General features: G+C 69.7%; 12 protein-coding genes. 5 read left to right on the forward strand and 7 right to left on the reverse strand.

The genetic code is table 11. The features are described from left to right. Positions 1-21 precede the first annotated feature (21 nt). Entirely contained in the window at positions 22-648 is a 627-nt protein-coding gene (locus AC0T5L_RS05515) for a restriction endonuclease (protein WP_476164266.1), read from the reverse strand. Between the two features lie 185 nt (positions 649-833). Here AC0T5L_RS05515 and AC0T5L_RS05520 point away from each other — a divergent pair, with 185 nt between their 5' ends. The 3 genes from AC0T5L_RS05520 (at position 834) to AC0T5L_RS05530 (ending at position 2,893) form a co-directional block, all read left to right on the forward strand. Then, positions 834-1,310 carry a hypothetical protein gene (locus AC0T5L_RS05520; RefSeq protein WP_476164267.1) on the forward strand — a complete coding sequence of 159 codons (477 nt, stop codon included), beginning with the start codon at positions 834-836 and terminating at the stop codon, positions 1,308-1,310. A 192-nt stretch (positions 1,311-1,502) separates the two neighbouring features. Then, entirely contained in the window at positions 1,503-2,471 is a 969-nt protein-coding gene (locus tag AC0T5L_RS05525; RefSeq protein ID WP_476164268.1) for a bile acid:sodium symporter family protein, read from the forward strand. A gap of 167 nt (positions 2,472-2,638) precedes the next feature. After that, a complete protein-coding gene (locus AC0T5L_RS05530; protein WP_476164269.1) occupies positions 2,639-2,893 on the forward strand; it encodes a hypothetical protein in 255 nt (84 codons plus the stop codon). Here AC0T5L_RS05530 and AC0T5L_RS05535 read toward each other — a convergent pair. Continuing rightward, positions 2,884-3,084, reverse strand: coding sequence for a hypothetical protein (locus AC0T5L_RS05535; RefSeq protein ID WP_476164270.1), 201 nt, complete (start codon positions 3,082-3,084; stop codon positions 2,884-2,886). The genes AC0T5L_RS05530 and AC0T5L_RS05535 overlap by 10 nt on opposite strands. A gap of 412 nt (positions 3,085-3,496) precedes the next feature. Between AC0T5L_RS05535 and AC0T5L_RS05540 the strand changes: the two genes are divergently transcribed. Then, positions 3,497-4,126, forward strand: coding sequence for a class I SAM-dependent DNA methyltransferase (locus AC0T5L_RS05540; RefSeq protein WP_476164271.1), 630 nt, complete (start codon positions 3,497-3,499; stop codon positions 4,124-4,126). Positions 4,127-4,193: 67 nt separating this feature from the next. Here AC0T5L_RS05540 and AC0T5L_RS05545 read toward each other — a convergent pair whose 3' ends face one another. The 5 genes from AC0T5L_RS05545 to AC0T5L_RS05565 form a co-directional block, all read right to left on the reverse strand. After that, positions 4,194-6,473 (reverse strand): GmrSD restriction endonuclease domain-containing protein, encoded by a 2,280-nt coding sequence (locus tag AC0T5L_RS05545; RefSeq protein WP_476164272.1) that lies wholly within the window; start codon positions 6,471-6,473, stop codon positions 4,194-4,196. Between the two features lie 54 nt (positions 6,474-6,527). Beyond that, positions 6,528-8,636, reverse strand: coding sequence for a UvrD-helicase domain-containing protein (locus AC0T5L_RS05550; protein WP_476164273.1), 2,109 nt, complete (start codon positions 8,634-8,636; stop codon positions 6,528-6,530). Positions 8,637-8,936: 300 nt separating this feature from the next. After that, on the reverse strand, positions 8,937-9,869 hold the full coding sequence (locus AC0T5L_RS05555; protein WP_476164274.1) for a serine/threonine-protein kinase: 933 nt from the start codon (positions 9,867-9,869) through the stop codon (positions 8,937-8,939). 187 nt (positions 9,870-10,056) lie between these two features. Further along, positions 10,057-10,986 (reverse strand): 5'-methylthioadenosine/S-adenosylhomocysteine nucleosidase family protein, encoded by a 930-nt coding sequence (locus AC0T5L_RS05560; protein WP_476164275.1) that lies wholly within the window; start codon positions 10,984-10,986, stop codon positions 10,057-10,059. Further along, on the reverse strand, positions 10,983-12,707 hold the full coding sequence (locus tag AC0T5L_RS05565; RefSeq protein WP_476164276.1) for a hypothetical protein: 1,725 nt from the start codon (positions 12,705-12,707) through the stop codon (positions 10,983-10,985). Before AC0T5L_RS05565 ends, AC0T5L_RS05560 begins: the two co-directional genes overlap by 4 nt. 397 nt (positions 12,708-13,104) lie before the next feature. Between AC0T5L_RS05565 and AC0T5L_RS05570 the strand changes: the two genes are divergently transcribed. Then, positions 13,105-13,710, forward strand: coding sequence for a hypothetical protein (locus tag AC0T5L_RS05570; RefSeq protein ID WP_476164277.1), 606 nt, complete (start codon positions 13,105-13,107; stop codon positions 13,708-13,710). Positions 13,711-13,950 lie beyond the last annotated feature (240 nt).

The raw sequence follows: 13,950 nt of genomic DNA on the forward strand, positions 1-13,950 counted from the left end.
GCGCCCCGGAAGCCGCCGTGGTCACGACCCCGGCGGCTCCGGCACGTCGGTGCCGCCCATCCACCGCGTCAGCCCGTCCCTGTCCACCAGGACCATGTGGCCCTCGCCCTCGCGGGCCGCGGCCACGGTGAAGCCGTTGGAGGCCACGAACACCCCCTGGTAGCCCTGGTGGCTGGTGCTCAGGACACCGATGAGGGCACGGACCTCGTTCGGGGGCACGGGGTGGTTCCACCTCTTGCACTGCACCGCCACAGGCTGCCCGTCCGGCGCCCGGCCCAGCACGTCCACCCCTCCGTCCTCGGCCCCGCCGACCACGGTCACCGCCGTGTAGCCGTGCACCCGCATCAACCGGGCGACGTGCTCCTCGAACTCCGTGCCGGACATGCGGTCGACCTCGGACAGGTCGACCAGCGCGAGCGCCCGCCCCTCCCGGGCCAGGCGCACCCGCACCCGGAACCACCACGCCAGGGCGGCCACCGCCACCGCGGCCGCGACCCACAGCAGCGGTCGCGCAGCGCTCAGCGCCACCCATGTGCCGACCATCACCGCCACGACCAGGGCCAGGACGAGGGCGTGCCGGTGACGCCACACGAACCGCCACTCCCTGGGTCTCGCGTTCGTCCCACTGCCGGAGGAGGTGTTCGCCATAGGTGGCACCTTCCCCACGCGCGCGGATCGTCACGGGCCCTCCCCAACGCGGCCCTGTGGGGATCGCCACGGCGCCGCGCCGTTTTCCGGGCCGGGACTCGAGCACCCCGCTGTCACCGGCGGCGTCTACGGTGGATCACCATGACCCCCCGGACGAGCTCCGCCCGACCCCGCCCGAGCACCTGATGCCCTCCGAAACCGCAGGGAGGTTCAGGAGGAGGGCCCCGATCCTCATCGCGTTCGTCGTCGCCCTCCTCCTGGTGCTCACCCTGCTTCGTGTCTCCCCCCTCGTTCCGGCGAACCGCAAGTTCGAGTTCGACAACGGCGTCGCCGTCCAGCTGCTCAGTATCCGCACGGAGCACGTGGAGGGAGAGGACCACGTCACCTGGGGGGTCAACGTGCGCAACCCGACGGACGCGGACCTCGAACTGGTCCCCTCCGCCACCTGCCGCCACGTGCTCCCGCCGCACGAGGTCGGAGTCCCGGGAGCCCCGGTCACCCACGAGGAGGTCTTCGAGGTGCCCGCCCGCCAGTCCTTCAACTGGTCGGAGTCCTGCCCCGCGCCCGACTCGGGGAGGTGGTACCTCTACACGCTCTCCTTCGAGGACAGGACCGGGGAGTTTCGCTACCCGAGCGTCACCTTCGCCGGAAAGGCACATTGAACCCGCCACCGCCACCGCCACCGCCGATCGGCACGGCCTCCGTGCCCGGGCCGCCCGGCCCGCAGCGCCCCGGACACGACACACGAGGAGCCCGGGGGCTACCATGACCGCGCGGTGTCGACCCCCTCGCGGCGGCGACCGCCCGGGGACCGGTGCCCCGCCGCCCCGGGGCACACACGGGAAGTAGCAGCCATGACCCTCATCAAGAACATCGCCGACTTCGTCGGCAGGTGGTTCGCCCCGCTGGTCCTCGCCGGAGGGCTCGTGGGCCTCCTCGCACCCGAACAGGCCTCCCTCGTCGCCCCGCACATCTCCCTGCTCCTGGGTGTGATCATGTTCGGCATGGGGCTGACGATGCGCCCGGTGGACTTCACCGTCGTCGCCAAACACCCCAGGGCCGTCATACTCGGCGTCCTGGCCCAGTACACGGTCATGCCGCTCATGGGCTGGGCGATCGCCCAGGCGCTCGGCCTGCCGCCGCTGCTGGTCGTCGGCATGGTCCTGGTGGGCGCGTCCCCCGGCGGTACCGCCTCCAACGTCATCGTCTACCTCGCCCGCGGCGACGTGGCCCTGTCGGTGGCGATGACCTCGGTCTCCACCCTGCTCGCCCCTCTGGCGACCCCGCTGCTGGTCCTGGCCCTGGCCGGTTCGACCCTGCCCGTGCCCGCCGGGGACCTGTTCGTCTCGATCCTCCAGGTCGTCCTGTTCCCGGTCGCCGCGGGCCTGCTGCTGCGCATGGCCGCCAACCGGTTCGTGGAGCGGATCCTGCCCGCGATGCCGCTGGTCTCCGTCACCGGCATCGTCGTCGTGGTCGCCGGCGTGGTCGGCGCCAACGCCGACGCCGTGCTCTCCACCGGCCTCCTCGTGGCCCTGGCCGTGGTGCTGCACAACTGCCTGGGCCTGGGGCTCGGCTACCTGGTCGGTGTGGCCGTCAAACTGCCCGAGGCCGCCCGGCGCGCGGCCAGCATCGAGGTGGGCATGCAGAACTCCGGCCTCGCCGCCGCCCTGGCGACCGCGCACTTCGCGCCGCTCGCCGCCCTGCCCGGCGCCCTGTTCTCCGTCTGGCACAACGTCTCCGGTGCGCTCATCGCCACCTACTGGGCCCGTCGCGCCCCCGAGGACGCCCCCGCCGAGCCCGCCCCGGAGGACTCACCCCGCTGATCACGACCCGCCGCCCGGAGCCGGTCACCCGGGTGGCGGGCCGCCACGAGCGGAACCGGATACCCCGGCGAAAGCGGGTTCATGCGCGCCGCCTCTGGCCCGAACCGGACATCCTTCTTTTCGTGATCGATACACAACACAGGGTGAGGCGTGCCAGGCTGGTAGCCATGCCAGAGCATCGCAGCCCGTTCTCACGCTCCAGCTCCGGACTCCTCGCGCTCGCCCTCACCGTGGCCCTGAGCGGTTCCCACGTCCTCTTGGCGCCCCGTGCCTCCGCCCCGCACGCCGCGTCCGTCACCGCCTCCACCGAGGAGCGGGATACCGCCCCGCGCCGGGGAGCGCGCCGCGACCGTGTTCCCTGCCCGCGTACCCCCAGGTTCCCGCGGGGGGCCGTCCCCCGACCCCGCTGCCACTACGACTGACCGCGCCCCACCACGTCACCCCCCCGCCCCGCGTCCACGTAGGCGCGGCCGTGGCCGGTGGCCGTCAACCAGGTGCCCCCACCGGGAGCGAAGCGCGCCCGCCCGACGCGCCCCTCCTCGCGGGGCTCGGACAGGTGGGCGTGGACGTCGGTCCGCGCGGCCCCGTCCTCCTCGGGGCGGAAGGTGCCCACGCACTTGCTTCTCCCCCCGCCGGTGCGCGCACAACGCCACCTGGGGTGTCCATGGCTCGCACCCACACGGCCGGAGCCTCCTCGGCCTCTTCCCGTCCAAGCGCCCCTCCCCGTCGCCGGCGCCCTTCGGCGGTCACCCTCTCAGACGTCCCCGTGCCGGACCGGGTTCGGAGCCGTGCTGAGGGGGACACCGCACCCCTTGGGCCGGACCGCCTCCACGTCCCGGGGCGGCCGACGGCAGGGAAGGGCCCGCTCAGCCCCGAACGGCTCGGTCGACGTCGGGGAAGCGGCACCCGAACACGGTCACCCCGTCACCCCGCCTTGTACGGTCTGCCCTGAGGCTTTCTGCCCCTTCCATCGGAAACCGCAGGAGCACCGACGGCCGGACAGCGATCACGAGGAAAGGCCGAGTATGAGCGAACATCGAAGTCTGTTGGACCGTGTGTACGCCCTGAAGAGCCCCGCCGAGTGCGAGAGCGCCTACGACGAGTGGGCCACGACCTACGAGCACGACACCACCCAGGGCATGGGGTACGCGGCCCCCTCGCACGCCGCCGAGCGCCTGAGCCGCCTGTTGTCCGGTCGGCCACGGGCCGAGGTGCTCGACGCCGGCTGCGGGACCGGACTGGTCGGCGCCGCGCTGGCCGGACACGGCCTGGAGGCCATCGACGGGGTCGACCTGTCCTCGGCGATGCTGGAGCACGCACGTGCCAAAGGCATCTACCGCGACCTCGCCAAGGCCGACCTGACCCGGCGCCTGCCCATCGAGGACGCCTCCTACGACGCGGTGGTCTGCGTCGGCACCCTGACCGAGGGACATGTGGGTCCCGAAGCGCTCGACGAGCTGGTGCGGGTGGCCTGCCCGGGCGCACCGGTCGTGGTCACCGTCCTGGACCGGATCTGGGAGCCCTCCGGGTACGAGGCCAGGGTCGAGGCACTGCGGGAGGCCGGGGCCGCGCGCCTGGAGGAGACCACCCCGCAGAGCGTCTACCACGTCAAGGAGAACATCACCTGCAACCTGGTGGTGCTGCGGGCCCTGTGACCCGCCAGGGGGCGGTGCCGGGCGGGCCCGGCACCGCCTCGCCCGTACGTCCGGCGCCCCGCACGGTTCAGACGGCGCCCGGGAGCTCGTAGCCGAACTGCTCCAGGCGGCTGCGGGCCCGGCTCAGCTCCTCCTCGGTGAACAGCGGGGAGAACTCCGGACGCAGCACCAGCGCCTCCACCGTCAGGTCCAGGCGGTCCCGTTCCAACAGTTTGACGAATCCGTCCGAAACCGCCGGGGCGTGGAGCAGTTTGCGCGCGGTGCCCAGCGGTCCCAGTTCCGAGAGCATTCCCAGGAAAAAGGTGGCGTTGTAGTCGACCTCGTCCCTGGCACGCGTGTAGACCGACCGCATCGCCTGACCGAAGTCCGCGGTCTGGGGCCCGGAGACGGGCGCCTCCTCCCCTTTGGTCTCCTGGCTGACCTCCTCCGCCGTGTCCCGTCCAAGCCGGTCCACGAAGCCCAGCAGCGAATCCACCGAGGTGAACACCTCGTAGCCCAGTTCCTGGAGCCTGCGCAGGTCGGCCTGGTCCGGGTCCAACTCCAGCACCACCGGCTTGCCCATCCCGTGCTGGAGCCCGTCCGGCCAGAACGCCTCCGCCTCAGCGATCACCGTGCCCCGCTCCGGGTCGTTGATCTCCGTGTCCAGCTGCGGCTCGGCGAACCCCAGGCGCCGCAGCGCGTCCACCATCTCCTGGATCTGCACCGATCGCGCGTCGTCGGGCCCGGAGCTGACCACCCGCACCGGCCGCAGCGGTTCCTCGGAGGTCCCCGCCCACGCGGCCTCCCCGGACACCAGCCCGGTCAGGAAGTCCTGCGCCGCCCCGGCCAGCAGTTCCCGCCGCGCCGTCAGGAAGTCGGGGTAGTTCTCCACCTTCCACAGCTCCGGGTCCATCGGGATCCACTGCGAGGCCAGCGCCCCGGGGTGGCGCTCCTCCACCTCGGGGAAGTACTCCAGCGGACTGCGGTCGGAGATCTGCAGGTTGGTGTCCTGGGTGAGGAAGCAGAAGTTGGCGATCGCGTTCACCTGGCGGTTGTCGTAGCCCGCCGCCTTCAGCACGCTCCTGGGGAAGACGTGGTGCACCTGGAGCGAGGACAGCTTGCCCAGCATCTCCGCCTTCAACTCCAGCCCGCTGCCGAAGTCGCGGGCCCCGTGTACCCGGGTGAGCATGTACAGCAGCGGGTAGAACCGCGACCCCCGCGTCGCCACCTCGAAGTCCTCCGGGCGCACCTCCAGGCTTCCGCCGCGGATGCGCTCCAGCGTCCTGATCAGCCCGTCCACACCCGACTCGGCCGCCGTGTCGTAGTCGGTCTGGAGGTAGGCCTCTGTCGAACCCGCGTAACGACCCCACAGAGAGCTGTGTACGTACCAGTACAGCACCCTGTCGCGGTGCGCCGCGTCGCTGAACCGGCCGCCGTTGAGTTCCAGCAGGCGCGAGACCACCGGAACCGCGTACCGGCCCATCAGTACCTGGTTGTGGTCGAGTCCGAGCCGCCCCGACACCGCGTCCAGGAAGGTCCCCACGTGGTCGACCGAACTCTTCAGGGCCGCGCTGAACTCGTCGGGCCCCACGTGCTCCAGGGCGCTGAACAGGGCCCGGCCGGTGGCGACCGCCGTCGCGTTGCGCAGCAGCCAGTCCATGGTGAAGGAGAAACCGCTCTCCTCCCACGCGGCGATGTTCTCGCGCATGGTCGCGCGGATCCCCGGCTGCACCGCACAACGCCGGGCCAGCGCCAGGTCGCCCTTGGAGAGCTTGGTGCCGCCCGAGTTCACCCGGTTGAAGACCTCCACCACGCCGTCCACGGTCCACTGCTGTCCGGTGATGCTCTCGTAGTGGAACTCCCTGTCCACGACCTGGCGCAACGTGTTGAGCCGGTTCAGGTACCGGTCGGCCTTCTGCGGGTCGTCGGCGAACCGGGTCAGGTAGGGGACCGGTCCCTGCCGGAACAGTTCGCTGACGTTCACCCACAAGGGGTCGCCCTGCATCTTGTTCGGCCGGTAGAACTCGAACGCCTCGGTCTCCACGTTGAAGTGCAGGCCCGTGAACGCCTGGGGGTTGCCCTGGAAGAACGCCGGAGCCCCACCCCGGACCACCCCGTACAGCGTGGTCATCCGCTGCTGGCCGTCCAGCAGCAGCAAGCGCGCACCCGCACCGGCCGCCACACCCTGCACAGCCTCCTCGGCCTTGGTGGTCTCCCACATCAGCAGGCTGCCCACCGGATGGCCCAGGTAGACCGACCGCATGAGGTCGCGTACCTGGTCGCGGTTCCATACGTAGCCGCGCTGGAACTCCGGCAGCAGGATCGTCCCGTTGTCGATCTGGTCGAGCAGCATGGAGAGTTTCGCCATGGTCTGTCTTTCTCGTCGCGTACGTCGGGGAGCGTGAGCGGGGAACGCGTCTTGTCAGGAGGCCAGGAGGGCCTCGATGAACGGGCTGGGCGCCTGGTGCCAGCTCACGTTCAGCTGCTCGCGAGCCCGCGTGCACGCCACGAACAGCAAGCTGCGCTCCCGCAGCAGATCGCGGGCGTGCGCTCCGGGGTCCTCGTCCTCGGGGGTGACGCTGCGGGGTGCGGGCAACTGCTGACCACCGGCGCCCACCACGGACAGACAGCGGAACTCCAGACCCTTCATCCGGTGCATCGTGCCCACCGACACTGCGTCACCGTCGACGGAACCTTTGGTCAGGGCGCGGGCGGGTAGTCCGGCAGCCTCCAACGCCGACACCGCCTGCTCCACAGCCCGGTTGGAGCGCGCGGCCACACCGATCTCCGCGGGCAGCACCCCCGCCTCGGTCCAACCCCGCACGGTCTCCGCCAGGTGGTGCAGTTCCTTCTCCCAGGTGGTGAACCCCGACAGCACGGGTTCGTCCCCACGCATCTCCGAGCGGCACCCGGCCACCGAGTCCAGGCCGTCCTCCATGTCATCCACGGTCTGCCCGCGCATCAGGCCCAGGCTCCAGCCCAGGATCTGCGCGGTGGTGCGGTAGTTGAGCCGTAGCTTCGACGACCGGCCGCGGATGTTGACACCCACCTCCGCCAGGCTCACCCGGGGACCGTAGATGCGCTGGTGGGTGTCCCCGGCGATGAACATGTCGTCGGGGCCCTCGGCCGCCGCCGCGCGCAGCAGCCGCCACTGGCCCGGGTGCAGGTCCTGCGCCTCGTCCACCACCACGTGGTCGAAGGGACGTTCTCCGCGCTCGCCGAGCAGCCGGGCGGCCTCAGCCGCGACGGTCTCGTGGGTCCACAGGCCGCGTTCGGCCAGCAGTTCGACGAACGCCGTGACCGCCTGCCACACCCGCGCCTTGTGCGTGGAGCTGAGCCCCCGGCCCCGCCCGGTGCGCTTGGCCGCCAGGTACTCCTCGGCCGTGGTCACCCGTCGGGCCAGCACAACCTGGCGCCACTCCTCGGACAGGAAGGCCGGGGACAGGTCCAGACCCAGATCACCGGCCATCTGCTCCCACAACTGGCGCTCACGCTGGGCGTCGAGCAGGCCGGGCTGGCCGTGCGCCTCCCGGAACACGCGGTGGGCGAAGCGGTCCACGTGCTCCACCCGGATCCGCCCCAGCACCTCCTCGGCGTCGCCCGCGCCGTCGGCCTCGGCGAGCAGGCGCACGCTGGATTCCAGGGCCTCGGCCAGGGTGGAGGTGAAGGTGGTCAGCAGGACACGGCCGCCCGCCCGCGCCAGCCGGTGGGCGCGGTGGACGGCAACGACGGTCTTGCCTGTCCCCGGGCCGCCGCTGACCCGGGCCGGACCCCGGTGGGAGGCCTCCACCACCGCACGCTGGACCGGGTGCAGGTAGATCCGCCACAGGTCGAACGGGTGTTCCAGGGCTGCCATCAGCTCCTCGGGGCCCTCGACCAGCAGCACCCGGTCGGAACTGCGCTGGACCGCCGCGTCCAGGTCGTCGGGGTCGATCTCCCCGGTGATCGCAGAACCCAGTTCGTCCCAGACCTCCTCCGGGCTCATCCCGGCGGCCAGCCCGTACAGCACGTCCCACTGCACAGGGGGTAGTAGCCCGCGGGCCGCCTCCAGCTGGAAGGAGGCCGTGAGCGTGCGCGCGAACGTCAGGGTCTGCTCGTCCACGCCCAGCCTCTCCATGTCGGCGTCCTTGACGTGCTCGAAGAGCCGTGTCGGCGCGCTCCGGGCCATGCGTTTCATGTGGGGCAGGCTCGCGTCGATGGCTGCCACGTCGCGGATCTCGATTCCGCCGGTGGCGGTGTTCACCGACGCCCTGCGCCGCTTGGCCCAGTCGTAGGCGTCGTCGTGGGGCAGCACCCGCAGCAGGGTGTAGGTGTCGCCGCTGGCGGGGGCCAGCACCACTCCGCGCCAGAACTGGTCGATGCGGATGGTGCGGAAGCGGTCGTCGCGCGCCTGGGAGACCTTCTCCAGGTGCAGACCCGTGTGGGTGGCTTGTTCGAACTTGGCGAACACCTCGCTCACCCGGTTCTGTACGGGCTTTTCGAGCTTGGCGAACTCGTGGAGGAAGTCGCGGTGAAGGGCGAGTCGGGGCACGGCTGGTGTCCTAGCGTCGGGGGAGCCTGAGGGGAAGCTGTGATGGTTCGGGGCGGCGGACGGCTCGTCGGGGACCTGGGCGCACGCGAGGAGGAGGGCCTGTCACAGGCCCGGGGCGTGGCGACTCCACGGGACATGGGAGAAGTGCGTCCTCGGGTGCGGGGGGAGCCGGAGCGGGAGGCTGCCGGGACCAGTACGTGCTTCTCCCAACCTAAGCCCATCCCGCCGCGGAGGTAGGGCACACGGCGCCCGGGTTGCCCACTCGTTATCCAGATTCAAGGCGCCGGGGAGGTGTGTCGGCTATCCGAAGACCCGACCCAGCGCGGTGCCGTACATCCGGTGCGGGCTGGGCAGCGACGGCGGGTGCAGCGTCCCGGGCAGCGGTTCGAGGTCGGCGACGAAGCCGATCAGGCGCCCGTACACCTCGTTGGCGTCACGCGGACGGTCCTCGGGCCTCTTCTCCAACAGCGCGGCGACCACCTCGGACACCTCCGGGGGGACGTCCGGGCGCAGCGCCCGCACACCCAGGGGAGCCTCGTTGACCTGCTTGGAGGCCAGACCGAAGGAGGTGGAGGCGGAGAACACCCGACGCCCGGTGAGCATCTCGTGCAGCACGCATCCGAGCGCGTACAGGTCGCTGTGCGCCGTGCTCTCTCCGCTCAGCAGCTGTTCGGGCGCCATGTACGCGGGGGTGCCGGGGGTGTGGCCGGTCCGGGTGATCTGCGACATGTCGGGCCGTCCCAGCGCGACGGCCAGCCCGAAGTCCAGGACCTTGACACCGCCGTCGGGTTCCAGGATCAGGTTGCCCGGCTTCAGGTCGCGGTGCACCAGTCGGGCCCGGTGGGCGACGCTGAGTACCGAGCACACCTGCGCCGCGACGCACGAGGCCCATCCCACCGAGAGCTGTTCCTGTTCGGCGACCAGGTCGTGCACACCGATGCCGTGGACGCGCTGCATCACCAGGTAGGGGAGGTCGTCCTCGGTGCCGGTGTCGAACACCGCGGGGACCCCGGGGTGCTGGAGCCCGGCGGTGATGCGCGCCTCCCGGTGGAAGCGCCGCACCATGTCGGTGTCCTCCACGCCGTCGGGGAAGCGGAGGAACTTGACCGCGACCTCCCGGTCCAGGCGGGTGTCGTGCCCGACCCAGACCTGGCCCATTCCGCCGCGCGCGAGCGGCGCCGCGCCGAGTTGGTAGCGCCCGTCCAGGAGACGTCCGCCGTGCGCCCCGGTCATACTCCCCGCTCTCCCGCCCGCTGGCTTTGCGCCCGACGCTACCGCACCCCGGCCCAGGGCGGCGATCCGGTCGGTCCGGCCCGCGGTGGGCGGCCCCGAGGGGAGGGCGGGAAAGCGGGGAAAGTACACCGGAGTGGGAGAAGGACCGCCGCCCCGCCGGTCCGGTGCGGCAGCGAACCCGAGCCGGTCAGCACAGATAGGGCAGGAGCTGCCTGACGACGAATGCCGCGTTGTGGGCGGCGAGGCCGTGCCCCTCGTCCCCCTTGGTCCGGTCGGCGTTGTCTGAGACGCCCCGCACCACCACCCAGTCGGGGTTGTGTCCTGAGCCCGCCGAGTTCTCCTGCCAGAACTGGCTGAGACCACCCGCCTCCATGTCCACAGCCAGGATCTTGTCGTTGACGGCCTTCAAGTGGTGCCGCACCTCGCTGCCGTGGTCGGCGATCACCGCCTCCCCCGAGGCGATCGGGCCCGTGTGGACCTCGAAGGTGCGCTTGCGGTGTCCGTCCGCCTGTCCCCGGATCATCGCCGGCTCACCGTGGTCGATGAAGTAGGCGTCAAGGGCGCGTTGTCCGCGGGCCGGCGCCTCCCGCTCCTCGGTCCTGTACTGGACGTGCCCGCCTTCCTCGAGTTTGCGTGACTCGTAGTAGACCACCCGGGTGGACACGACGACGTCGCCGATCCGTCCGCAGCGGGGATGGATGCTTCCGCCGATGCCGACCAGAACCAACACTCCGGGGTCGAAATGGCGACGCATGTGTTCCAGCGCCGACATCACCGACCGCTGGCCGGGGTGGAGGGTACGAGCGGCCACGACGTTGAAGGGGCCGCCCTCAGCCTCCACCTCTCTCGTGTGGTAGCGCAGACCGTCTGTTTTGCGCGCCTGGTCCAGTCCAAGCTGGTCGATGACCGCCCTCATCTCCCCGGTCAGGATGGTGACCACACCGACATCCCAGGAGGGCCCCTCGTCGGTGGATGCCTTCCCACGGGGAGAACGCTGGGGAGCGGGTGTGTGGTTGACGACCGAGGCTCCGTACCCGACCGCGTTGCCACTCGTCTGGTTGTTGCCGCCCATGTTGATGATGCCGTTGTTCGTGGACGGGAGGCTGCCATGAGTCATGTCGGACTTCCGTTCTGTGAGGCTCCGCCGGGAGGCTGCTGAGTGCCGGTGTTGTGTGTCTGGGCCCGGTCGCCAACGGAGGAGTTGTTGACCTCGTTGTTGCCGCCCAGGTTGACGATGCCGCTGTTGATGATCGTGTGGGCGCGCTTGTCGAAGTCGGAGACGTCGACATCTCGTGAGCGGAGGAAATCGCTCGTGGCCGTGAGCAGGCGCCGCTCGACGTTCTTCATGTGGCCGAGGATGCGGGTCTTGTCGAGCTGGACCTTGCTCCACTCCTGGGTCTGCTCCTGGCGGACGCTGACGTGTGTCCCGATCCGAACATTGCGGATCGGGGTGAGTGTGAGGTCCTTCGGAAGCAGGAGGGCTTTGACGAGGTGGTAGGGGTAGCGGACAACCCGCCAGATCGTCGTGGTTCCGTGGACGAGAGAGGCCAGCTCTCCGAGCGCCGACCACACGACGGCGCGCTTGCCGTGCTGGCCGAACTCCTCCACCTGCCGAAACCCGTCCGGGTTGCGCGTGAGGGCGCAGGCGGCGAACGACAGGATCAGGGTGCGACCCCGCAGGTCGACCTGGAGGAGAACGGTGGCCACCAACTCCGAACCCGCGTCGGGAACGCTCACCTCGAGGAAGTGGTGCCGGGTGGAGTCCTGGCCGTTGACGATCCGGCGTATCTCGGTGTCGCCGACCGGTCCTCTCAGAAGGGTTCGGTCGATCGACGCGTCCGTTTCCGCGATGTACACGCGATCCCGCACATCCACGGGGAGCCGGACGTCCTCCTCATCCGTCTGGAGTTGCTTGACGGCCTTCCGGAGGTGGTCCACCAGCTCATGGGGTTTGAAGGTCGGGTGGTGGTGCTCCCGGTGGTGTAGCGGCTGGTCATCGCTGCCGGGCCGGAGAAGCTGGATGCTCATGGGTGGGTTCCACTGGTGGATGAGCTCTCCCGCGCCGATGAAGGGAGACTCCTCACCGAAGAGTGTGAATGTGGTGGCCTCCTCGTCGTCGTTGCCCTTGTGCGCCGTCCGTCGGTAGACCACACAGGGATGTTCCTGCTGTTCCGCCACCACCGACTCCCGACGGGACAGCTGCTCCGGCCGTAGCTGTGGCGCTGTACGGATTCCGTTGATCCTCAGCTGGCGCACGATTCCCACGATCAGCGACGTGGCCACGACCGTGCTGCCCAGATACGCCGCGATGAGAGCCTGCCCGGGCGAGACGTTGACCATAGCCGCGAGAAGAAGGGTGATGACCAGTGCGAACACGCCGATGCGTTTGAGCCTCCGGGTCTCTTCCCTCCGTCTCCAGTCACGCCAGGGGAGAAGCTGCCTCGTCTGTTTCGCCTTCCTCCTGATCCCGAGGTCGTCGGAACGGGCGATCTCGGAGGACAGGACGATGGCGCGGTGGAGTAACCACAGGAGCGTGATGCCGCAGCCTACGAGAGCGGACGCCACGGTGTGGCCCAGCAGGAGTGGCAGGACGAACGCCGCGATGATCGTCAGCCGGGGGAGCGCGGCCAGATGGGCCGCCCACCAGGCATGGCGCATGACGGGCACCAGGTCGAAGCCGTAGGAGGGCGCGGCTCTGCGGTAGGGGGCCGTGCACACCTTGCCGATGACGAGGTCGCGGAACGTCTCGTTGACGTAGACGCCCGCGCAGAGATGGCGTGTGGCCCCGGTCGGAGCCTCAGGGGCTTGTCGAGTCGGGGGGACGTGGAGCGTGCTCATACATTCCCTGCCTCGTCCTTTTAGGGTCACACGGACCATAATGGAGTGGCTATTTCAAGTCAAGATGACCTTTAGGAGATGTGGTGAGGTGGTTGGTATAGTTCACGATATGCAGGTTTGGATGATAACATTACCTAAGTGAAATGTCTCTGGTGGTGACCAGAGAGGTGGTGGCCACGTCATCGTTGAGTGAGAGCGGTGTGCGCGGCCTTGGTGAGGTCGACCGGAGCCAGGAGTGAACATGCCAAGCCCCCTGCACATGGGCGCCCGACCGCGCCCTGCCTGCGCCCGCTACGGCGAAGACGGGTCCCGGTGCACCAACACCACGAACCACGCCGACGGATGGTGCCGTCAGGACGGTTGCCCTGGCTTCGCTAGGCCCTCCCGAGGAGAGGGGGTGGAGAGGACGTACAACTATTCCTGCCCGGTCAATCCCGCTCCGTGCCCACTCGACTCCTATGACGCCTCTACCATCGATGTGTCACACAGGGCCCTCGACAGGTTCCTGGCGGCACACGGCACAGGCGGGGCCCAGGCCGAGGCACAGATCCGTACTCTTGCCGAGGATCTGGTGAACGAGCGTCGGTGGTCGTCCAACGAGGACGGGTGGGTGCGCCTTGCCAAAGCCGGATTCCTTCTCGTGGTGAGCCCCGATCTGCTCACCGTCGTGGACTACCGAACCAGCCACAGGGAGCGCACGTACGCCCAGGTGAAGGCAGGCGTGCCATCCCGGTTCAGGCAGGAGCGCAGAAGACGTAGAAGACAGAGGATCGCGCGGAGGAGGCACGAGACGTTCGCGGCAGTCGGAGCGAAGTACTCCTACGACGTGGAGCAGCGATCACTCAGGGTCGTGTTCTCGGGTGGGCGAAGCGTCGAGGTCGGGGGGCGCCCCGTCGCGGTGATGTCAGTGGGGGAGTGGGAGAGCCTGGTCGACCGGATCAATGCGGAACTCGGGATCGTGCTGACCGTGGATGCGGAGCACGCGGAGACGATACCCTCCTGAAACCCCTCCGGCCAGGGTGATCGACGCGCCTATGTAAACTTTCCGTAAGTGCTCTTCGTCCCCTCGTGGAGCGCCTTCTCGTGTTCACGGTGAAGAGATAACGGTCAGACCTGCTGGTACTTCGTGAGTTCCTTCCTCCGAGACCTCCAGAGGCAGAAGCAGACTGCTCGGGCCCCTCAGGGGCGTCTGCACGTCATTCCATGTGTACAAGTGTGTTGGGGGTCGGGTGCGTTCTTCCTC

It is taken from the genome of Nocardiopsis sp. TRM 82005 (assembly GCF_056312425.1).

What these genes read in the sequence shown, in the direction of transcription:
- AC0T5L_RS05515 (WP_476164266.1), bottom strand. Translation starts at nt 648, where the DNA reads ATGGCGAACACCTCCTCCGGCAGTGGGACGAACGCGAGACCCAGGGAG.
- AC0T5L_RS05565 (WP_476164276.1), bottom strand. Translation starts at nt 12,707, where the DNA reads ATGAGCACGCTCCACGTCCCCCCGACTCGACAAGCCCCTGAGGCTCCG.
- AC0T5L_RS05545 (WP_476164272.1), bottom strand. Translation starts at nt 6,473, where the DNA reads ATGGCGAAACTCTCCATGCTGCTCGACCAGATCGACAACGGGACGATC.
- AC0T5L_RS05525 (WP_476164268.1), top strand. Translation starts at nt 1,503, where the DNA reads ATGACCCTCATCAAGAACATCGCCGACTTCGTCGGCAGGTGGTTCGCC.
- AC0T5L_RS05555 (WP_476164274.1), bottom strand. Translation starts at nt 9,869, where the DNA reads ATGACCGGGGCGCACGGCGGACGTCTCCTGGACGGGCGCTACCAACTC.
- AC0T5L_RS05530 (WP_476164269.1), top strand. Translation starts at nt 2,639, where the DNA reads ATGCCAGAGCATCGCAGCCCGTTCTCACGCTCCAGCTCCGGACTCCTC.
- AC0T5L_RS05560 (WP_476164275.1), bottom strand. Translation starts at nt 10,986, where the DNA reads ATGACTCATGGCAGCCTCCCGTCCACGAACAACGGCATCATCAACATG.
- AC0T5L_RS05520 (WP_476164267.1), top strand. Translation starts at nt 834, where the DNA reads ATGCCCTCCGAAACCGCAGGGAGGTTCAGGAGGAGGGCCCCGATCCTC.
- AC0T5L_RS05540 (WP_476164271.1), top strand. Translation starts at nt 3,497, where the DNA reads ATGAGCGAACATCGAAGTCTGTTGGACCGTGTGTACGCCCTGAAGAGC.